This window comes from Haloarcula sp. H-hyl6, from assembly GCF_056934455.1.
Genome location: NZ_JBRIIK010000001.1, coordinates 218,507 through 236,591, shown reverse-complemented (window position 1 = coordinate 236,591; position 18,085 = coordinate 218,507). Strand labels below are relative to the sequence as shown.

Annotated in this window: 22 protein-coding genes; 10 read left to right on the top strand and 12 right to left on the bottom strand. The window is 66.6% G+C overall.

Annotated elements, in window-relative coordinates; genetic code table 11:
• Positions 1 to 49 precede the first annotated feature (49 nt).
• From Hhyl6_RS01115 to Hhyl6_RS01095, 5 genes are all read right to left on the bottom strand, one after another.
• The gene (locus Hhyl6_RS01115; RefSeq protein WP_483737377.1) at positions 50 to 874 is read right to left on the bottom strand and encodes a nucleoside phosphorylase; all 825 of its coding nucleotides are present in this window, start codon (positions 872 to 874) and stop codon (positions 50 to 52) included.
• Positions 871 to 1,257, bottom strand: coding sequence for a cytidine deaminase (gene cdd, locus Hhyl6_RS01110; RefSeq protein WP_483737376.1), 387 nt, complete (start codon positions 1,255 to 1,257; stop codon positions 871 to 873). The genes Hhyl6_RS01115 and cdd overlap by 4 nt, the downstream gene beginning before the upstream one ends.
• Before the next feature lie 45 nt (positions 1,258 to 1,302).
• On the bottom strand, positions 1,303 to 2,664 hold the full coding sequence (locus tag Hhyl6_RS01105; protein WP_483737375.1) for a phosphohexomutase domain-containing protein: 1,362 nt from the start codon (positions 2,662 to 2,664) through the stop codon (positions 1,303 to 1,305).
• 97 nt (positions 2,665 to 2,761) lie between these two features.
• On the bottom strand, positions 2,762 to 3,478 hold the full coding sequence (gene psmB, locus Hhyl6_RS01100) for an archaeal proteasome endopeptidase complex subunit beta (RefSeq protein WP_483737374.1): 717 nt from the start codon (positions 3,476 to 3,478) through the stop codon (positions 2,762 to 2,764).
• An 82-nt stretch (positions 3,479 to 3,560) separates the two neighbouring features.
• Positions 3,561 to 3,731, bottom strand: coding sequence for a hypothetical protein (locus Hhyl6_RS01095; RefSeq protein WP_483737373.1), 171 nt, complete (start codon positions 3,729 to 3,731; stop codon positions 3,561 to 3,563).
• 274 nt (positions 3,732 to 4,005) lie between these two features.
• Between Hhyl6_RS01095 and Hhyl6_RS01090 the strand changes: the two genes are divergently transcribed.
• The 3 genes from Hhyl6_RS01090 (at position 4,006) to Hhyl6_RS01080 (ending at position 5,275) form a co-directional block, all read left to right on the top strand.
• The gene (locus Hhyl6_RS01090; protein ID WP_483737372.1) at positions 4,006 to 4,374 is read left to right on the top strand and encodes a DUF555 domain-containing protein; all 369 of its coding nucleotides are present in this window, start codon (positions 4,006 to 4,008) and stop codon (positions 4,372 to 4,374) included.
• A gap of 61 nt (positions 4,375 to 4,435) precedes the next feature.
• Positions 4,436 to 4,978, top strand: a complete 543-nt coding sequence (locus tag Hhyl6_RS01085; protein ID WP_483737371.1) for a CBS domain-containing protein — start codon at positions 4,436 to 4,438, stop codon at positions 4,976 to 4,978.
• 150 nt (positions 4,979 to 5,128) lie between these two features.
• Positions 5,129 to 5,275 carry a hypothetical protein gene (locus Hhyl6_RS01080; protein WP_483737370.1) on the top strand — a complete coding sequence of 49 codons (147 nt, stop codon included), beginning with the start codon at positions 5,129 to 5,131 and terminating at the stop codon, positions 5,273 to 5,275.
• Positions 5,276 to 5,277: 2 nt separating this feature from the next.
• On the opposite strand, the gene Hhyl6_RS01075 is transcribed toward Hhyl6_RS01080, so the two are convergent.
• From Hhyl6_RS01075 to Hhyl6_RS01060, 4 genes are all read right to left on the bottom strand, one after another.
• Positions 5,278 to 5,445 carry a hypothetical protein gene (locus tag Hhyl6_RS01075; RefSeq protein WP_483737369.1) on the bottom strand — a complete coding sequence of 56 codons (168 nt, stop codon included), beginning with the start codon at positions 5,443 to 5,445 and terminating at the stop codon, positions 5,278 to 5,280.
• 73 nt (positions 5,446 to 5,518) lie between these two features.
• Positions 5,519 to 6,529 carry a phosphoribosylformylglycinamidine cyclo-ligase gene (gene purM / locus Hhyl6_RS01070; protein ID WP_483737368.1) on the bottom strand — a complete coding sequence of 337 codons (1,011 nt, stop codon included), beginning with the start codon at positions 6,527 to 6,529 and terminating at the stop codon, positions 5,519 to 5,521.
• Between the two features lie 48 nt (positions 6,530 to 6,577).
• Positions 6,578 to 7,189 carry a zinc metalloprotease gene (locus Hhyl6_RS01065; protein ID WP_483739655.1) on the bottom strand — a complete coding sequence of 204 codons (612 nt, stop codon included), beginning with the start codon at positions 7,187 to 7,189 and terminating at the stop codon, positions 6,578 to 6,580.
• Between the two features lie 23 nt (positions 7,190 to 7,212).
• Entirely contained in the window at positions 7,213 to 8,739 is a 1,527-nt protein-coding gene (locus tag Hhyl6_RS01060; protein ID WP_483737367.1) for a TraB/GumN family protein, read from the bottom strand.
• Positions 8,740 to 8,990: 251 nt separating this feature from the next.
• Here Hhyl6_RS01060 and Hhyl6_RS01055 point away from each other — a divergent pair, with 251 nt between their 5' ends.
• From Hhyl6_RS01055 to Hhyl6_RS01045, 3 genes are read left to right on the top strand one after another with little or no spacing between them, the layout of a single operon-like run.
• Positions 8,991 to 9,266 carry a PadR family transcriptional regulator gene (locus Hhyl6_RS01055; RefSeq protein ID WP_483737366.1) on the top strand — a complete coding sequence of 92 codons (276 nt, stop codon included), beginning with the start codon at positions 8,991 to 8,993 and terminating at the stop codon, positions 9,264 to 9,266.
• A gap of 58 nt (positions 9,267 to 9,324) precedes the next feature.
• Positions 9,325 to 9,762 (top strand): acyl-CoA thioesterase, encoded by a 438-nt coding sequence (locus Hhyl6_RS01050; RefSeq protein ID WP_483737365.1) that lies wholly within the window; start codon positions 9,325 to 9,327, stop codon positions 9,760 to 9,762.
• 31 nt (positions 9,763 to 9,793) lie between these two features.
• Positions 9,794 to 10,249, top strand: a complete 456-nt coding sequence (locus tag Hhyl6_RS01045; RefSeq protein ID WP_483737364.1) for a DUF7992 family protein — start codon at positions 9,794 to 9,796, stop codon at positions 10,247 to 10,249.
• Here Hhyl6_RS01045 and Hhyl6_RS01040 read toward each other — a convergent pair.
• Positions 10,246 to 10,797, bottom strand: coding sequence for a class I SAM-dependent methyltransferase (locus Hhyl6_RS01040; protein ID WP_483737363.1), 552 nt, complete (start codon positions 10,795 to 10,797; stop codon positions 10,246 to 10,248). The two genes, Hhyl6_RS01045 and Hhyl6_RS01040, sit on opposite strands and share 4 nt — an antisense overlap.
• A gap of 86 nt (positions 10,798 to 10,883) precedes the next feature.
• On the opposite strand from Hhyl6_RS01040, the gene Hhyl6_RS01035 reads away from it, so the two are divergent.
• Positions 10,884 to 11,063, top strand: a complete 180-nt coding sequence (locus tag Hhyl6_RS01035; RefSeq protein ID WP_483737362.1) for an HEWD family protein — start codon at positions 10,884 to 10,886, stop codon at positions 11,061 to 11,063.
• 41 nt (positions 11,064 to 11,104) lie between these two features.
• Positions 11,105 to 11,422, top strand: coding sequence for a divalent-cation tolerance protein CutA (cutA, locus tag Hhyl6_RS01030; RefSeq protein WP_483737361.1), 318 nt, complete (start codon positions 11,105 to 11,107; stop codon positions 11,420 to 11,422).
• 23 nt (positions 11,423 to 11,445) lie between these two features.
• Here cutA and Hhyl6_RS01025 read toward each other — a convergent pair whose 3' ends face one another.
• Positions 11,446 to 14,541, bottom strand: coding sequence for an oligosaccharyl transferase, archaeosortase A system-associated (locus Hhyl6_RS01025; RefSeq protein WP_483737360.1), 3,096 nt, complete (start codon positions 14,539 to 14,541; stop codon positions 11,446 to 11,448).
• Between the two features lie 96 nt (positions 14,542 to 14,637).
• On the opposite strand from Hhyl6_RS01025, the gene aglG reads away from it, so the two are divergent.
• Both aglG and Hhyl6_RS01015 read left to right on the top strand, forming a co-directional pair.
• Complete coding sequence (gene aglG / locus Hhyl6_RS01020; RefSeq protein WP_483737359.1) at positions 14,638 to 15,576, top strand: glucosyl-dolichyl phosphate glucuronosyltransferase; 939 nt, start codon at positions 14,638 to 14,640, stop codon at positions 15,574 to 15,576.
• 4 nt (positions 15,577 to 15,580) lie between these two features.
• On the top strand, positions 15,581 to 16,726 hold the full coding sequence (locus tag Hhyl6_RS01015; protein ID WP_483737358.1) for a glycosyltransferase: 1,146 nt from the start codon (positions 15,581 to 15,583) through the stop codon (positions 16,724 to 16,726).
• Here the strand turns inward: Hhyl6_RS01015 and Hhyl6_RS01010 are convergent, their stop codons facing one another.
• The gene (locus tag Hhyl6_RS01010) at positions 16,727 to 18,082 is read right to left on the bottom strand and encodes a sulfatase family protein (protein ID WP_483737357.1); all 1,356 of its coding nucleotides are present in this window, start codon (positions 18,080 to 18,082) and stop codon (positions 16,727 to 16,729) included.
• Positions 18,083 to 18,085 lie beyond the last annotated feature (3 nt).

Here is an 18,085-nt window from a genome sequence, read left to right as displayed (position 1 = left end):
CGGCTCGAAGATGAGTGTTCGGGTGGTCTGAGAAGGACTATCGATGAGGCTACCGCTCTATCGAGAGTCCGGCGTGCCACCCGTCGGCGTCCGCTTCGTCGACGGCCTCGTCCATCCGTTCGAGGTACGTCACTGCGAGGCTGGCACACTTCGCCGCTTTGCGCTCGCCTTCGGTGCGGAACTCCCCCGTCTCGCGGTTGGCGTAGACGGTACACACCGCGCCCGCACGCAGGCCGTAGATGCTGGCGAGCGTGAGGATGCTCGCGGCCTCCATCTCGAAGTTGACGACGCCGGCCGCTCGGAGTTCGTCGATTTTGGCGTCGCTGTCGCGGGCCTCGAACCCGTCGAACCCCGGGCGCGACTGGCCGGCGTAGAAGCTATCGGTGGAGCAGGTGACGCCGAGGTGGTAGTCGTAGCCCAACTCCTCGGCGGCGGCGACAAGCGCCGAGACGACGCGGTGGTCGGCGCTGGCGGGGTAGTCCTCGCGGACGTACTCCTTGCTCGTGCCCTCCTGCCGGACAGCGCCGGTCGTGATGACCAAGTCGCCCACGCTGGCCTCCGGTTGGATGGACCCGCAGGACCCGACCCTCAGGAGGGTGTCAGCGCCGACGCGGGCCAACTCCTCGACGGCGATTGCCGCCGACGGCGACCCGATTCCGGTCGAGGTGACGGAGATAGGGGTCCCCTCGTGGGTGCCGGTCGCCGTCCGGTACTCTCGATGTTCGCCCGTTATCTCGTAGTCGTCCCAGTCGGCGACGACCTTTTCGACGCGTTCGGGGTTCCCCGGGAGAAGGACGCTGTCGGCCACGTCGTCGGGGCCGACGGCGAGGTGGTACTGTTCCTCGTCGTTCGGGTCCTCGCTGTCGCCCGTCATCTGTCGAGGTGGGCGGGCGTAATCGTGGTCGGGAGCAGTTCGCCCAGCGTGTACTCCCCGCCGTCCTCGCCGTCCGTGTAGATGGGGAAGTCGTCGTCACAGAACTCCGCCAGCGTCTGTCGGCACATCCCACAGGGAGTCACGCCGTCGCGCTTGTCCGAGGAGACGGCGAGCCGGGCGAACTCCCGGTGGCCGTCTCTGACGGCGGACCCGATAGCCAACTCCTCGGCGTGAATGCTGTTGCTGTAGTTCGCGTTCTCGACGTTGCACCCGGTGTAGACGGTGCCGTCGGCCGTCTCGATGGCGGCACCGACGCGATACTCCGAGTACGGCGCGTAGGAGGCGTCGATAGCCTCCCGCGCCGCGTCCATCAGGTCGTCCATACCGACGGGTCGGGTGGCCCGGGCAAATAGCCACCGGCGGTTTCGTCAGCCGTCGCCCGCGGAATCGACGGCGGCCGCGACGACGTCGCGCACCGCATCGGCGAGCGTCTCCACGTCGTCGCTCTCGGCGTACACCCGGACGTACGGTTCCGTGCCGCTCGGCCGCACGAGCGTCCACGAGTCGTCCGGGAACGAGAGGCGGACGCCGTACTCCGTCGACACGTCGGCCTCGGGGAACGCTTCGGGGAGTGTCTCACCTACCCGGGCCATCGCGTCGGCCTTCAGGTCGTCGGGGCAGGAGACACTCACCTTCTGGTACGGGCGTTCGGTGATGGATTCGCGGCGGGCCGAGAGGTCCTCGGCGGCGAACAGGCGAGTGAGGACGGCGGCGCTCGCGACGCCGTCTATCCACCCGCTGAAGGCCGTGTGGATGTGTTTCCACGGCTCTGCCGCGAAGACGACGGCGGTGTCCTCGCCGCCCGCCGCTCGCTCGCGGGCGATGCCCTCGTGGAGCGCGCCGAGGTGGACTCGCTCGACTCGTCCCCCCGCGGCTTCGACCCGTTCGTCGATGCGACCCGAGGCGTTCGGCGTCGTCACCACCACCGGGTCGCCGGCCTCGGACGCCCGGGTGTAGTGCTCGGCCAGCATCGCCACGACGGTGTCCTCGTGGACCACGTCTCCGTTGCCGTCCACCACGACCAACCGGTCGGCGTCCCCGTCGTGGCCGATGCCGAAGTCGGCGTCCGTCCCGGCGACGAACGAGCGGAACTTCGAGAGCGTCTCCGGCGTGGGTTTACTCTCGCGGGCCGGGAAGTAGCCGTCGACGTTGGCTTCGGTCGCCAGCACGTCGGCACCGAGTGCCCGCAGGACCTGCGGCGTCCCGACTGCACCCATCCCGTTCCCGCAGTCGACGGCGACGGTCGTGTCCTCGGGGTCCGCGCCGTATCTACTGGCGAAGGCGGCCACGGCCGCCCGGTAGTCGGGGAGTACGTCCAGAGCGGTCGCGTGGCCCCACGACCCCCACTGGACTGGTCGCTCGTCCGCCTCGACCCGGCGTTCCACGGTGGCTTCGGCGTCGCCGTCGTACTCCTGCCCGTCCACGAACAGTTTGATACCGTTGTCCGTCGGCGGGTTGTGGCTCGCGGTCACCATGACTCCCCGTCGCCCCTGCGAGGCGAACGCCAGCGCGGGGGTCGGGACCTGTCCGACCCGGACGACGTCGGCCCCGGCGCTCGCCAGTCCCGCCGCGAGAGCGTCCGCGAGCGCCGGCGAACTCACCCGGCCGTCGTGGCCGAGCGCGAACGCCTCACCGTCTCGCCCGGCGGCCCGCCCCACCCGCAGTGCGAGTTCGGGCGTCACTCGCTCGACGACGTCCCCGCGAATTCCGGCGGTCCCGAACAGTTCCATACTCGTCTGTGCGTCCGGTCCGCGTTTAGTTCCCCCGTTCTCGGACGTCGGCCGCGCTCGGGGCACGCGAGGACCGGTATCACCGTGAAAAGACGCGTTACAGCAGTTCGTCGAAGTCGTAGCCCTCGATGTCGACGCCCTCGCTGGTGACGTCGGCGAGGTAGATACCGTTGCCCGACCCGGTGTCACGCTCGGCGGCGGCCTTGATGGAGGCGGCGGCGACTTCGCGGGCCTCGTCGTTGGTCATGTCGTCCTCGTAGCGGTCCTCCAGCGTCCCGTAGGCGACGGTGAGGCCGGACCCGGTGACGGTGTAGTCGTCCTTCATGACGCCGCCGGCGGGGTCGATGGAGTAGACGTGGTGGCCGTCCTCGTCAACGCCGCCGAGGATGGGGTTGATGGCGAAGAACGGGCCGCCGCGGGCGAAGTTCCCGGCGAGCGTCGAGAGGGCCTGCATGCTCATGTCCTCGCCGCGGCGGGCCTCGTAGAGGTTGACCTCGGCGCGGAGCGAGCGGATGAACGACTGCGCGCCGCCGACGCTCCCGACCAGCGTGAGCGCGGCCGTCGGGTGAATCTGCTCTACCTTCTGGACGTTCTTGTTGGAGACGAATCGGCCCCCCAGCGAGGCGCGCATGTCCGTCGCGATGACGACGCCTTCGCTCGTGGAGATGCCGATGGTCGTCGTTCCGGTCTTGTTGACCTTCTCCTCGTCCTGCCCGGACTGGTCGGGCAGCGACCCGACCTCCGGTTCGTAGGGGTCGGTCTGGAACTCGTCGGCCGTCGGGGGGCGTGAGAAGTCAGGAGTCGTGTCTCTCATTACCGCCCGATACCACTCGGCCGCTGATAAAACCTCTTTTTGTGGTGAGGCTGACCGCCTCCCTCGGACGCCGCCACCGCGCTTACGCGCTCGCCTGGTCGTACGCCTCTCCAAGTCCCTCCACGACTCGGTTGACGGGCAGTCTGAGTCCGACCCGTTCGGTGACCATGGCTATCGGCAGCAGCACGATGCCGGCCAACAGCGCGAGTTGATACAGTGCGAACAGCGTTGCGGTGTACAGTCGGGATTCCATGTCCCTCGCCAGATGGCAGGCAACAGCCGATATATAACTCTTCGCACCGACTCACGAGATAGTTGCGTCGTTCGTGATAGATGACCACGCCGCCGTCTATCGATTAAAGCGCACTTGCAGGAAAGGCAAATAGATGTGGGTGAACTGACCGGTCAGACGTAACTGGAGCGTTGGAAAAGCCCGGCGTTCTCGTAACTTATGCGGATAGTAACGGTGACGTGCGCACCGTCCGCGAATCAAAACTAACGAGTACTCGGACCACGAGAGTTCGTGTATGAACTACCTCGTAGCGATGGAAGCCGCCTGGTTGGTCCGTGACGTAGACGACATCGACGACGCCATCGGCGTCGCGGTGAGCGAGGCGGGCAAGCGCCTCAACGAAGCCGAGATGGACTACGTCGAAGTCGAAGTCGGCGCGACTGGCTGTCCGGCGTGTGGCGAACCGTTCGACTCGGCGTTCATCGCCGCAGACACCGCTCTCGTCGGACTGGTGTTGGAGATGGAAGTGTTCAACGCCGAGTCGATGGAACACGCCCAGCGCATCGCCAAGAGCGAAATCGGCGGTGCGCTCCGCGACGTCCCGCTGAAGGTCGTCGAAGTGTTCGAGACGCAGGAAGACGACGAGGCGGAAGCCGAGGCCTGACTCCGCGGCTGACGAACGGGGAGGCGGTGGCTTTTTGTATTACCTTTAGTTATAGCAGTGCATGGAACTGCCGACACCCGAGGACTTGCGGGAACGGCGCAACGAACTGGAGTTGACCCAGAGCGAACTCGCCGAACGGGCGGACGTCTCCCAACCGCTCATCGCCCGCATCGAGGGTGAGGACGTCGACCCGCGCCTCTCGACCCTTCGGCGAATCGTCAACGCCCTCGACGAGGCCGAAGGCGGCATCGTCCGGGCCCGCGACGTGATGAACTCGCCGGTGGTCAGCGTCGAACCCGACGATTCGGTGCACGAGAGCAAGCAGTTGATGGACGAGAAGGGCTACTCGCAGGTCCCGGTCATCCGCGACGGGTCCCCGCAGGGCCTCATCGGCAACTCCGACATCCGCCAGCGACCCGAGGAGAACGTCGGCGACCTGCCCGTCGCCGAGGTGATGCACGAGTCCATCGCCACCGTCGAACCCGACGCCACCATCGACGAGGTGGACGCCTACCTCAACCACAACGCCGCCGTGATGGTCGTCGAGAGCGGCGAGACCATCGGCGTCATCACCGAGGCCGACATCGCCCGGACGGTTAGCTGAGGGGTTCCGCTCGGCCGGGTGCCGACTCGTCCACTATCACTTCTGAAACAGCTGTTAAGCGCATTATACGCCGCCTAAGAACGGTAACGGGCGAGAAAACGGTCGTTGCATTATATGTCCATGCTGGCGCGACTGACGAGCGTCACACCAATGTCATCGACGCAGAACTCCCTCGATTCACACCTCGAAGCCGCCTTGGCGGAGGCCGACGACGACACCACCCGGTACCACATCCGGCAGGCGCTCCAGTTACGAATCGCCGAGCAGGAAACCGAGTCCGACGTCCTCTCCGTCTGAGTTCACTCCCGTAGTTCGAGGTCACGCACGGCGACGACGCCGTCGCCGTCATCGACGTGCCCGATAACCTGTGCGTCCTCGGACGCCTCGACGACGGCCTCGGCGTCGTCCTCGGGTAGCGCCGCGACGAACCCGGTCCCGCATCCACCTTTTTCGTCGTCGGGACTCACTCACTTCGCTCGCGGTCCACTCCTCGAAAAACGTGGGCGAAAAAAGCGGTCCCTCGATACCTCGGGACCGCACTCAGTCCTGCAGTTCGAGGCCGCGCACTTCGACGACGCCGTCGCCGTCATCGACGTGCCCGATGACCCGTGCATCCTCAGACGCCTCGACGACGGCCTCGGCGTCGTCCTCGGGTAGCGCCGCGACGAACCCCGTCCCCATGTTGAACGTCCGATGCATCTCCTCGTCGTCGACGTTCCCCTCCTCCTGCACGAACTCGAAGACGGCCTGCGGGTCGAACGGGTCCGTAACCTCGTAGCGCAGGTCGCCCATCCGCGTGAGGTTGGTCCACCCGCCGCCGGTGACGTGGGCCGCCGCGTGGGTCTCCGCGTCCCGAAGCGGAGCGAGGACTTCGCTGTAGATGCGCGTCGGGGTCAGCAGTTCCTCGGCGATGGTCACGTCCGGGTTCGGGGGGAACGGGTCGGTGTAGTCGTGGTTCCGGGTGACGGCCTCCCGAGCGAGCGTCAGACCGTTCGAGTGGATGCCCGAGGAGGGCCACCCGACGAGGACGTCACCGGTCTCCGCTTCGCCGGGAAACACCGCGCCCTTCGGTGCCAACCCAGCACAGGTGCCCGCGATGTCCAGTCCCTTGATGACGTCGGGCATCACCGCCGTCTCGCCGCCGACGAGTGCGACGCCCGCCCGTTTGGCCCCCTCTCGCAGGCCGGCCCCTATCTCCTCGCTGGTCTCCTCGTCTGGGTTCTCCACGGCCAGATAGTCGACGAACGCCACCGGTTCGACGCCCGCGGCCAGCAGGTCGTTGGCGTTCATCGCCATGCAGTCGATGCCGATGGTGGAGTAGTCGTCGATGGCCTCGGCGACGAGCAGTTTCGTCCCGACGCCGTCGGTCGCCAGTGCGAGGTACTGGTCGCCGATGTCGACGAGGCCGGCGTAGTCGCCCTCGAACTCGCCGGCGGCTCCGATGAGCGCCTTCGTCGCGGCCTCGCTCGCGTCGATGTCTACGCCCGTCTCGGCGTAGGTCAGTCCCTCCTCGTCCTCCGAGGCGTCGGCCCCGCTCGCGTCGTCGGTCATACCCGAGACGGTGCGTGGGTCGGGCAAAAGAGCATCGTTCGCCCGCGCTCAGAACGGAATCACGAACAGCGCGGCGAACGCGAGCAGAATCGACGGCACCGCGACGGCGAGGAAGACTGCAGTGCTCCACTCGCGGACCTTCCGGCCGTCGAGCGGACCGAACGGGAGCATGTTGAACCCCGCGAGAAAGAGGTTAATCTGGAGGCCCCGGCGGGCGAGGTCCCAGAAGATGCCACCGACGCCACCGAGGACGGCGAGGAGGAACGGCACGAGGAAGACGGCGGCCAACAGGAGGTTCGTCACCGGGCCGGCCAGCGCGATGAGGCCGTTTTCCCGCTGAGTGATGCGTCCGCGGTGGACGACCGCGCCGGGCGCGGCGAACAGGAAACCGACGAGCGCGCCGACGATGGCGAACCCGAGCATCCGGTAGTCGGCCTTGAACGCCGCGACCTGTCCGAACCGGACGGCGACGACCTTGTGTGCCAGTTCGTGCAACAGGAAGCCGACGCCGACGGTCAACAGGGAGACGACGAGCGTCTGGACGGCCGCGCCCATCGTCAGGCCGCCGAACTGTCCGAGTAGAGCCGACCGGAGCGCCGGTTCCAACAGGAATGTGAAAGCCGCGCCCAGCGCCAGCCACGCTATCAGGAGGTCCTGCATCTCCTCCCTGCTGAACGAGACGTTCACGCGACCAGCCCCCAGACGAGGTCGGCGCTGTTCTGTGCGCCCTCCACCATCTTCGAGACGACCCACGCCACGTCGCGGTCCTGCGTGGCGAGGTACGGCAGCGCCACGACCGGGAACGCGAAACTGGCTATCATACTCCCGATGTTGGTCATCGCGACGATGAGGATGAGGCGGAACAGCGGCACCGCCCGCATGCGCCTGACGAGGTCCAGTATCGGGGCCTCCTCGTCGGCGAGAATCTCGTTCAGTTTCCCGATGTCGCCGACGTTCACCGAGATGTAGCGCAACTCGACGTAGCCGGCGAACCACCCGGGCGCCAACAGCGGGTTGACGCTGGTCATCCACGCGACGCCGCCGCCGACGAGCGAACTGCTCCAGTGAGCGCCCGCCAGACGGGCGAGACCGGCGGCCGCGACGCCGTTGATGAGGAACCACGCCGCGAAGACCTGCAACAGGAAGGTGTTGCGCACGCCGGCCATCGCCAACAGGACGAAGAATGCCAGAAAGCCCAGCGTGATGAGGTAGCCGAACAGTTTGTACAGCGAGAATCGGCTGCCCGTCTCCCTCCCGGTGAGCGAGTCCAGCGGCGGGAGTTCCTCGGGGTGTTCGAGGTAGCGTTCGATGCCGGCTTGATGGCCCGCGCCGACCACGGCCACCACGTCGTAGCCCGCCTCGCGCAGGCCGACGAGTCGGTGGGCGATGTAGGCGTCACGCTCGTCGATGAGCGCCTCCGCGCCCCCGGGCGAGAACCGGCGGAACTCCTCCATCATCGCGCCGACGACGTCGGTGTCGGTCAGTTCTTCGAGGTCGAACTCCTCGACGTCCTCGCCGCCGCTCCGAATCCGCGTGAGAACGGCGGCGATGGGGAGGCCGACGAGCGACGTGACGAGAACCCCGACGACGACGGCGTCGAGGACGCTCAGGAGGCCGCCCCCGATACCACCGGAGACGACTCCGGCGGGAACGACGTACGGCCCGCCGAGCGTCGTGGCGAGCACCGCGCCGAGCAAGCCGAAGACGGACCCGATGGTGAACCCGACCGTCACGGGCGGGCCGAGTTCGGCGAGGAGACTGCCCACGAGCGTGAGTTTCTCACGGAGCGTCAGTCGGGCCCAGAACCGCTGGACAGTGGTCTGGATGTCGCGGTCGACAAGCGCCACCCCGAGACCCAGTCCCTCGGCGGTGTCGATGGCGGCCTTCATGTCGGCCCCCGGCTCGATGTCGAAGCGTTCGCCCAGACGAGTCTGGACGTAGGACAGCATCCAGTAGGCGAGGAACTGGAAGACGGTGTTGCCACGCAGCAGGTCGCTCGCGTCGAGGTCGTCCGGCGTCTCGCCTTTCATCTGCTGGTACCGGCCCTCGTCGAGTTCCACCGCCACCATGTCGGGGCGCCGTTCCTCGATGGTCGCCTCCACCTCTTCGACGCTGTGTTCGGAGACGTGGGCCGTCCCGACGACGGTTACCGACCCCTCGCCCGATGGGGACGGGGTGTCGTCGCCCGCCGACGCCGCGTGTTCGGTCATCACCCGCGTTACACAGTCGCGTCCTTTACCGTTGTCGGGTCGGGAGAGGCCCCCTGTCAACGCAGCAACTAGTATAACGATGGCGACAAGAACGCGGTCATGATATCTCGATGATTCGAACGAGACTCATTAATTTACAGTAACATATATCGGGTAACTACACGACTCAAGCGGATAACCAAAACGTAAGCTACTCACTCTTTAATCAGCAATAATGATACGTGTAGAGCCCCACTGAACTATCGGGAAACATGCACGACTTGACAGGGTTTCAGCGCGACCTGCTGTACGTCATCGCCGGGTTGGACGAACCGCACGGACTCGCCATCAAGGACGAACTGGAGGACTACTACGAGAGCGAAGTGAACCACGGCCGACTCTACCCCAACCTCGACACGCTCGTCGAGAAAGGGCTAGTCGAGAAGGGCGAACGCGACAGACGGACCAACTTTTACACGCTGACCCGTCGGGGACAGCGCGAACTCGACGCCCGCCAGGACTGGGAATCGCAGTACGTCGCGGCCTGACGCGACCGTCTCGTCGTTCCGTCGGTACACTGATTGGAGAGGAGTGGGAGTGGACGGTATGGTCGACCTCTCGGAGACGCGTCTGGAGAACCGCTGGATGGTCCAGCCGAACCACGCCAACCACCTCGGGACCACCCACGGCGGGAACGTCCTGAAGTGGATGGACGAACTCGGCGCGATGGCCGCGATGCGCTTCGCCGGCGAGAGCTGTGTCACCGCACGGATGGACCAAGTCAACTTCAAGCGGCCGATTCCCGTCGGCGACACGGCCGTCGTCGAAGCGTACGTCTACGACACGGGGACGACGAGCGTCAAGGTTCGACTGAAGGCGGCCCGGGAGAACCCCCGAACGGGGGACCGCGAACCCACGACGGAGTCGTACTCCGTCTACGTCGCAGTCGACGACGCTGGCGACCCCCAGCCAGTGCCGGACCTCACCGTCGATTCGGACGAGGGGCGTGCCCTACAGCAGGCGGCACTCGACGGCGAGCGTTGACGTTTATCCCGGTCGGTGTCGAAAGCGGCGTATGGCACTCGATGTCTCCGTCCCCGACCGCCCCGAACTGTCCAGTGCGATGGGCGCCGAGGACTACGAGGACGTGGAGGTACAGGGCGACGAGTACCGGCGCGACGAACTGGCCGACGTGCTGGACGAGGGCGCGTGGGCCGACGCGTTCGAGCGGTGGGCGGCCGACACCTCGCTGGACGAGGACGCGTGGGCCGTCGTCACCGACCTCGACCTGATTTCGGAGTTCGACTTCTTCTGGGACTCCTTCGCGGGGCGCGTCGGGTACCACGCGCCGGGGCTCCCTGAAGACTGGCGCGAACGGCAGATTCACCCGGACATCGAGTCCTGGGAGACGGTGTCCTCCATCAACGCGGCGCTGACCGAACTCGGACAGGTGGTGTGTGACGTCGTCCTAGAGGAGTACGTCGACTGGGAAGCGGACGAAGTAGACGCTGGCGACCTACCAGACTTCTAGAGCACCCCTTCTAAGACGAACGTCTCCCGTCGGTCCTCGGCGCGGTGAACCTCGATACCGACAGCCTCGCACATCTCGACGGCGTCCGAGGCGGCGTACCGTTCGTCGAGAGGCGGCCCGTCGTCGCCCGCACCCGCGCGCGACCAGTCGGCGAACCCTACCCGCCCGCCCGGTGCCAGTACGTCGGTCACGGCGTCCATGGCCTCGGGCGTGGCGAACTCGTGGAACGTCATAGTCGAGACGACGGCGTCGACCGGTCCCTCGACGGGCATGGACGCCACGTCGCCGGTGACGGGGACCACGTTCTCCGGCATCCCCTTCTCCCGGTACAGGTCGTGCATCTCGGCCTGCATGTCCAACGCGTACACCGTTCCCGCGGCGGCGGCCACGTCGTCCGTGTAAAAGCCCGTCCCACTGCCGAGGTCTACGACGACGTCTTCCGGACCCGGGTCGAACAGGGCCAGCAACTCGTCGACGGAGACGTACTCGTAGCGACTCGGGTCTTCGAGTTCCGAGGCCCGGTCGGCGTCGAAGGTGTGAAATCCCATCGCTCGGGTGTACCGGGTCGAGCGACAAAACGTCATCCCCGGACGGGACCGGCACGCTGATAATCGCCCACTCCCTCACGGGGCGTATGGTAGCTATCGTCTCGCCCAGCGAACGGGAGTGTGAACGCTGTGGGCGACGTGACGTGTGGGACGAGGACCTGAACACCTGGCGCATCGCCGTCGAAGACGGCGAGAAACTGGCGGGGAACCCCCACTGTCTCCACGAGTGGGACATCAACGGCACGTTCAATCCGCTCGCGGAGTAACCGACGGAACGTTCTTCTCGGCGGCGGCAGTCTCCGACGGTATGCCGACCGCCTACGTCACCGCACCGCCCGAGGCCGCAAGCGACATCGCCACCGCGCTCGTCGAAGAGCGTCTCGCCGCCTGCGTCAACAGGGTCGACTGTGAGTCAGTGTACCGCTGGGAGGGCGAGATTCACGACGAGAGCGAGGTGCTGTTGCTCGCGAAGACCACCGACGCGCGATACGCGAACCTCGCTGACCGGGTCGAAGAGCTCCACCCCTACGAGGTGCCCTGCATCGAACGGTTCGACGAGACGGGGATGCTGAACCGGTTCGCTAGCTGGCGGAACGAGGCCGTCGAACCCGACGAAACGCGCTGAGTGAGAGAAAGAGCGGCCGGCTCTCAGGGTGCGGAGCGAACGGGTGCCGCGAGTGATTCGGACGTGTTCGTCGGGGTCGCGGTCTCGGTGCCGGAAGGCGTCGCCGTCTCAGTCGAGGACGGCGTCGCCGTCTCCGTCGTCGACCCGTCGCCCGACGTCTCGTTCGTCGTCGTCTGGTTCTCGGACGTCTCGTTCGTCAGCCCCTCGTCTGCCGAGGACTCGTTGGTGACGGTCTGGTTCTCGGAGGGTTGCCGCTGGAACAGCGGTTCCAGCTCGACGGTGGACGCCGTCTCGTTCTCCCCGATGACCTGCCCCTCGCTGACGTCGGCCGTCCCGACGAAGGCCATCGCGCTCCCGTTCTGGGTGCCGCGGGCGGTGAACTGGTACTGCGTCTCGGCGCGGACGCTGACGTTCGTGTACCCCGCTTCGGTCCCCCACTGGTCGTAGCCGGTGGTGGAGTACGGGACCGTCATCTGGAAGTTCCCGTTCTCGTCGGTCTGGGCCTGCTGGCGGTAGACGAACGTCTCGTTGGTCTCCTGGTTACGCATGCGGACGGCCGCGGTGACCGTGCTGTTCTCCGGGCCGGTCCCTTCGATGGTGGCCCCGGGGACGCGCTCGAATATCTTCGTCCACGCGGGGTTGTTCGTGCTCATCAGGTCCGACGCGGCGTCCGGCATACAGAACGCCCGGCCCTCGAGCGCCAGCCTCGTCGCGTTGGCCGGACAGGTGCCGTTCGTCGCCGGCTGGAACCGGATGCCCGTGCTCTGGGCCTCGATGAGTTGGCCGCGGTTGTGAGCGGTCGACTCGTAGGCGTCCCGCTCGCTGGACCCGACGTAGCGGTAGTGCTCCATCGCCGGAATCCGCTCGCTCGGCAGGGTCCCGAAGCCGCCGACCTGTGAGGTGGAGTCGTTCTGGACGTACGCACGCGCCTGTGCCATCGTGTTGAACTGCTTGACCGTGCGGCCGTCGGACGGGGTGGCTCGATACTGCCGGCCGTTCTGCTGGGCGATTTCCCAGTCGAGCACCACTGGCTGTGGCTGGACGGCGCTCCCGTGGAACTCGTACAGCCTGACGACGGTTGTGTTGTAGTACGCCTGCGTGCGGTAGTTGAACCGCTGGCCGGTCCGCTGGTCGACGACGCTCCGGTAGTAGTCGGTCTCGGAGACGTTCGAGACGTCGTAGAAGCGCGGCGGCGCGAAGAACTTCCCGTTGTACTGGCCGTAGACGCTCGTCATCTTCCAGTCGACGGCGACGTAGCGGGTCTGTGCGTCGTCCTCGTCGATGCTCTGGAGGACGTCGTTGGCCTGACTCTCGTTGGGTGCCAGCAGGAAGTTCGCGGCGCTGGTCGCGCCCTGCTGGAACGGGTTGGCGACGGGGATGCGCTGTCCCTCGACCGTTATGAGGTGCCCGTAGTCCCACCACGACATCACGCCGTACTCGCCTTGCTGGTAGTCGTAGTTGTCCCGGATCTTGTAGGTGCCGTAGTACTCCAGACTCGCGCCGTCGCCCGTGCCGTAGGCGCCCTCGACGGGCGTGTTCTCGCTCATCCAGTCCAGGCCGTCGTTCCAGCCCTGCGCTTCGCCGCCCGGCGCGGCGGTGGCCCCGACGGCGGCCGCCGTCGGCGCGACGAACAGGAGCGGTCCGACGATTGTGAAGACGAGGGCGACGACGGTGAGGACCTCGTAGACCTCGATGCCGTCGTCGGCGGAGAAGTCGACCCACGAGACGACGCGCGTGACGGCGAACCCGGTCAGCGCGGCCACGGGGAAGACGAGGTAGACGCCGAAGCGAATCTGCGTGAACGAGGCCGCGAGGATGAACGCGCCCCAGACGACCATGAGGAACTGCTCTGCGGGCGCGTCGCGGTCGAACAGTTGCTTGCCCGCGATGAACAGCGCGCTGGCGATGGCGACGAACAGCGCGAGTCCGTAGTACCGGTAGAGGACGCCGGGGTTCCGGAGCGGCGTCGCCTCGCCGACGGAGGTCTGCGTGGCGGACGGACTCGAGGTGAATCCGACGACCCGGAGCACTTGGTCGACGAAGTAGCTCAGGAGGTCGGGCGTGAGGATGGCCATCAGGACGGTTAAGACGACGATGATGCCGCCGACGGTGACGGGGTAGAGGTTCCGGTCGTAGTCTTCGGCCTCCATGTACCGGGCCAGCCACGCCATGAATACGGTCCCGGCACCGGTCCCGAACGCGAGCAAGGGCTGGAGCAGCGAGTGGTCCGTCGCCGTGATGCTGAGCGTATTGATGGCGGCCAGACTGAAGACGGTGACCGCGCCCATCATCACCGCGCCCGCGATGGCGACGTGTTCGGGGCTCTTCCCGCGAGCGAACTCGATTGTCAGCCAGAGCAGGAAGAACGTGGCGAGGATACCCAGTAGGAGGACCGCCGGCGGCCACGTCCAGAGGTAGAGGGCGATTGCCACGCCCGCGAGGAGGGAGTAGCCGACGGTGTCACGGAGCGCGCTCACGTCGCGCTCTCCGAACTGCTCGTAGACCGGCTTGTCCCGTTCCGCAACGCTGACGGCGACCATCACGGCGAAGACGGCCGTCACCTGCAGGAGGCCCTCGGCGACCTGGTGGTCGTACGTTCCGACGAGGCCTCGCTGGAGGAAGGTCCCGGCCGAGAGGGCGAGGACGAGGACGGCGGTGACACCGCCGAGGCGGCCGCCGAGACGGCGACCCATGTAGTAGGTCGGAATCGCCGCGACGGTGCCGATGACGGCGGGGGCGACGATGGCGACCATCCCGACAGTCTGTTCGCTCGGGGACCCCAGACCGACGACGAGGGCGATGGTCGCGAACACTTGGTCGAACAGCGTACCGAACTGGCCCGAGGCCGTCCCGTTCGGGAAGTACGTCCACGGGTCGAACGGCATCGTCGCCGGCCAGTTCTTGACGACGTACATCGTCGACCGGAAGTGGTACCACGGGTCCTGCCCGCTGAACAGTACTTCGCCGTCGACGACGAAGTTGGAGTAGTTTCTGACTCTGTTCCACAGCATGAACCCGAGTAGTACCAGGAGTGTGGGGATGTGGTACCACTCCTGCACCCAGTCCAGGGCGGACTCGAGTTCGGGGTAGTCGTCGAGATAGCCCCGCGATTGACTCATTGGTCCGAACCACTGCCAACGCGCGCATAAGCCTTTTGACCTCTCTCCGCAGTCGGGATGGAAACGCCTAACAGCGCCCGTGGTGGACCTTCGTGCATGCGCGTCTCGGTCGTCCTGTGTACGCACACGATGGAACGGTACGACGACTGTCGGGCGGCGGCCGAGAGCGTCCTCGACCAGTCGTACGAGGACGTCGAACTGGTGTTGGTCTCCGACGGCGACGAGGCGGTGTACGACCAGTACGAACGAGACTTCGGGGACCGAGACGACGTTCTGACCTACTGTAACGACGAGAACGTCGGCCTGCTGGAGAGCCGAAACAACGGGGCCGAGATAGCGACCGGTGGCGTGGTCGCGTTCTTAGACGACGACGCCGTCGCCGACGAGGACTGGGTAGCCGAACTGGTCGCGGCCTACGAGGCAGACGATGACCGACTCGCCGTCGGCGGCCGCATGGTTCCCGCGTGGGTCGCCGGCAAGCCCTCGTTCCTCCCCGAGGAGTTCTACTGGCTCGTCGGCGTGACACATCGCGGCTTCGGCCCCGACGGCGACCCCGAGGAGGCCGGAGAGGTTCGCAACACGTTCGGCTCGAACATCTCCTTCCGGCGGGACGTGTTCCTCGAACTGGGCGGGTTCGAGGACGACATCGGCGGCCGACAGGGCGCGAAGAACCTGCAAGGTGGGGAGACGGAACTGTGCGCTCGCCTAGAGAGCGAGTACGGGAGCGGCGTCTACTACGTCCCCGAGGCGCTCGTCGCACACAAGATATTCGACTACCGGACTGACCCGGGCTGGCTCGTCGACCGGGCATTCTGGCAGGGGTACTCCAAACGCGGCATGGAGGTGTTCGTCCCCGACTCGACGGGGGACGAGTCGGACTTCCTCGGAGACCTGCTGTTCTCGTTCGTGCCAGAGAGACTGGCCGGTCTCGTCCGGTCGCCGTCTGTCGCTGGCGTCCTGCAACTCCTCTTCCTGTTCGTCCTGACCGGGGCCGTCGGCTTCGGGTACCTCTACGGGATGTACGTCTGGGGGTAACTCGATGACGGAACGCGACCTCCCCGACGTCTGCGTCGTCACGCACCCCCTCGCCGCGGCCGGCGAGAACGCGACCCGGAGCCTGCTCGACATCCTCGCGGCCGTGACCGGGGTCGCTCTCGTGACGGCCGACCTGCCCGACGACTCCGAGATACGCGAGCGCCGCGAACTCGTCGAACTCACGCGCAAGGGAGCGGGCGACTCCGTGGCCGTGGCCGCGGCGCGGTTCCTGCTGAACCAACTGCGGATGTGTCGCGTCCTCGCGGACCGCGACGAGGACGTGGTCCTGTTCTACGGGGCCACGTCGTACCTCTTGCCCATCCTCGCCGCTCGTGCGCTCGGCAAGACGGTGCTCGTCGAACCGCGCGGCGACGTGCCACTGACGCTCCGCCTCAACTGGGAACAGCGGATGCCGGCCCCGCTCGCTCGGGGCCTCGCGGGCCTCGTCCGGGCACTCGAACGCGCGGGTTTCGCCGCCGCCGACGGCGTGGTGACCTACACGCCGGAGATGGCCCGCCAACTGGGCCTTCATCCGGAGGCCCCGGACGTCTACCCGACCGGTGCACGGTACGTCCGGACCGACGAGTTCGCCGTCGAGCGACCGTACGAGGACCGCGAGGCGGTCGTCGGCTTCCTCGGCCGCCTAGACGAGGAGAAGGGCGTCCGCGAACTCGCCGAGGTGGCGACGCGACTGCCCGAGCACGTGACGTTCCGGTTCATCGGCGACGGCGACCTTCGGGGGTGGCTCGAAGCGGAACTCGAAGACGAAATCGAGGCCGGGCGCGTCGAACTCACCGGATGGGTCGACCACGACGAGGTCGGCGAGCAACTGAACGACCTCGCGTTGCTCGTCCTGCCTTCACAGCCGACGGAGGGTCTCCCGACGACGATTCTGGAGTCCCTCGCGTGCGGGACGCCGGTGTACGCCTCGCCCGTCTCTGGCGTCCCCGATGTCGTTCGTGCGGGCGAGACGGGATTTCTCATCGACTCGCGCGACCCGGCGGCGCTTGCCGACGGCATCGAGGGCATCCTCGACAGGGACGACTTGCTGCGAGTCAGCGAGAACGGGCGGGAGCTCATAGAGACGGAGTACAGTTTCGAGGCCGCCCGTGAGCGATACCGCCGGATTCTAGCCGCCGTCTCGCCGTAGCTACTCGGAGTAGCCCAGACGCCGGAGCCGTTCTTTGACGTCCTCGTCCATGTCAGGCCGTTCGACGTCTTCGTCCGCCGTCGCCCGCACGAGTTCCAGATGCTCGTCGATACGCTTCTGGAGGCGGCGCGCCGTCGCTGGCTCGTCGCCGATGACGTTCGTCCGCTCCTCGGGGTCGGACACGAGGTCGTACAGTTCGTCTTCACCGTCGGGGCGACGGATAAGCTTCCACTCGTCCTCGCGGACGAAGTTGGTGTCCTGTCCTTCTCGGTTGGTCCACCCGCCGAAGATAGCGTCGCGGTCCCATCCGTCGTCGAAGACGAGGCGGCGAAGGCTCTCGCCGTAGAAGTTCTCGGGGGGTTCCAGCCCCGCGGCGTCCACCAGCGTTCCGGGGAGGTCGGTGAGGCCGACGAGTTCGTCGTAGCTCCGGTCGTCGTCCCATCCCGAGACGAACAGGGGGACGTGAGTCTTGATGTCGAGGGCGTTCGCGCCGCCGAAGTAGCCGTGGTCGAGGAAGTGGTCGCCGTGGTCCGCGGTCAGCGCCAGCACGAAGTCCTCGCCCCACTGGTCCTCGACTGCGTCGACCAGACGGCCGACCTCGGCGTCGTTGAACCGAATCTCGGCGTCGTAGAGGTCGATGAACTGCTGGTGTTCCTCGTCGGTCACGGCCTCCGGTTCCTCGATGAACTTCCGGCGGAGCTTTATCGACTCGGAGTCGCTGACGAGGTCGTCGCGGAAGTGGCGCTGGTACTCCTCCGGCGGCAAGAAGGGGTGGTGGACGTCCATGTAGTGGACCCAGAGAAACGTCGGCCGGTCGTCGTCGGACGTCTCCAACCACTCGATGGCACGGTCGGTCATCTCGTCGGCGGGGACGTGGTAGGACCCCACGTTGATGCCACCCTCCGATTCGAGTTTGTCGTACCCCCACTGGAGAATCGGGAACAGCGGCGTGTCTTCGAGGTTGGTCTTGGCCCACTTCCGGGCGCTCGCGAGGAACCCTTGGTCGGGGGCGGAGTCGTAGAACTCGTCCCAGCCGCGGTCGTAGCCGAACTGGCCGGAGACGTAGAGGTTCGAGTGAAAGCCGCCGGTCTGGTAGCCGGCCTCGTCGAACACTTCCGAGACGAGTGTCTGGGACTCGGAGACTCGGTCGTGGCCCCCGTACATCAGCGGCGTGACGCCGGTGAGGATGGCGGGAAACGAGAACATGGTGCTGCCACCGTGGGCGAAGGTCCGCATGAAGCGACTGCCATCGCTGGCGAGGCGGTCGATGTTCGGCGTCGTGTCCCGCTCGTAGCCGTGGTAGCCGACGTGGTCGGCCCGCAACGAGTCTATCGTCACGAGGAGGACGTTGTCCATACG

Coding starts and splice junctions, on each gene's coding strand:
- aglG (WP_483737359.1), top strand. CDS start 14,638: ATGCGCGTCTCGGTCGTCCTGTGTACGCACACGATGGAACGGTACGAC.
- purM (WP_483737368.1), bottom strand. CDS start 6,529: ATGACCGACGACGCGAGCGGGGCCGACGCCTCGGAGGACGAGGAGGGA.
- Hhyl6_RS01035 (WP_483737362.1), top strand. CDS start 10,884: ATGGTAGCTATCGTCTCGCCCAGCGAACGGGAGTGTGAACGCTGTGGG.
- Hhyl6_RS01055 (WP_483737366.1), top strand. CDS start 8,991: ATGCACGACTTGACAGGGTTTCAGCGCGACCTGCTGTACGTCATCGCC.
- Hhyl6_RS01045 (WP_483737364.1), top strand. CDS start 9,794: ATGGCACTCGATGTCTCCGTCCCCGACCGCCCCGAACTGTCCAGTGCG.
- psmB (WP_483737374.1), bottom strand. CDS start 3,478: ATGAGAGACACGACTCCTGACTTCTCACGCCCCCCGACGGCCGACGAG.
- Hhyl6_RS01090 (WP_483737372.1), top strand. CDS start 4,006: ATGAACTACCTCGTAGCGATGGAAGCCGCCTGGTTGGTCCGTGACGTA.
- Hhyl6_RS01010 (WP_483737357.1), bottom strand. CDS start 18,082: ATGGACAACGTCCTCCTCGTGACGATAGACTCGTTGCGGGCCGACCAC.
- Hhyl6_RS01025 (WP_483737360.1), bottom strand. CDS start 14,541: ATGAGTCAATCGCGGGGCTATCTCGACGACTACCCCGAACTCGAGTCC.
- Hhyl6_RS01080 (WP_483737370.1), top strand. CDS start 5,129: ATGTCATCGACGCAGAACTCCCTCGATTCACACCTCGAAGCCGCCTTG.
- Hhyl6_RS01085 (WP_483737371.1), top strand. CDS start 4,436: ATGGAACTGCCGACACCCGAGGACTTGCGGGAACGGCGCAACGAACTG.
- Hhyl6_RS01050 (WP_483737365.1), top strand. CDS start 9,325: ATGGTCGACCTCTCGGAGACGCGTCTGGAGAACCGCTGGATGGTCCAG.
- Hhyl6_RS01095 (WP_483737373.1), bottom strand. CDS start 3,731: ATGGAATCCCGACTGTACACCGCAACGCTGTTCGCACTGTATCAACTC.
- Hhyl6_RS01105 (WP_483737375.1), bottom strand. CDS start 2,664: ATGGAACTGTTCGGGACCGCCGGAATTCGCGGGGACGTCGTCGAGCGA.
- cutA (WP_483737361.1), top strand. CDS start 11,105: ATGCCGACCGCCTACGTCACCGCACCGCCCGAGGCCGCAAGCGACATC.
- Hhyl6_RS01040 (WP_483737363.1), bottom strand. CDS start 10,797: ATGGGATTTCACACCTTCGACGCCGACCGGGCCTCGGAACTCGAAGAC.
- Hhyl6_RS01065 (WP_483739655.1), bottom strand. CDS start 7,189: ATGCAGGACCTCCTGATAGCGTGGCTGGCGCTGGGCGCGGCTTTCACA.
- Hhyl6_RS01015 (WP_483737358.1), top strand. CDS start 15,581: ATGACGGAACGCGACCTCCCCGACGTCTGCGTCGTCACGCACCCCCTC.
- Hhyl6_RS01060 (WP_483737367.1), bottom strand. CDS start 8,739: ATGACCGAACACGCGGCGTCGGCGGGCGACGACACCCCGTCCCCATCG.
- Hhyl6_RS01115 (WP_483737377.1), bottom strand. CDS start 874: ATGACGGGCGACAGCGAGGACCCGAACGACGAGGAACAGTACCACCTC.
- cdd (WP_483737376.1), bottom strand. CDS start 1,257: ATGGACGACCTGATGGACGCGGCGCGGGAGGCTATCGACGCCTCCTAC.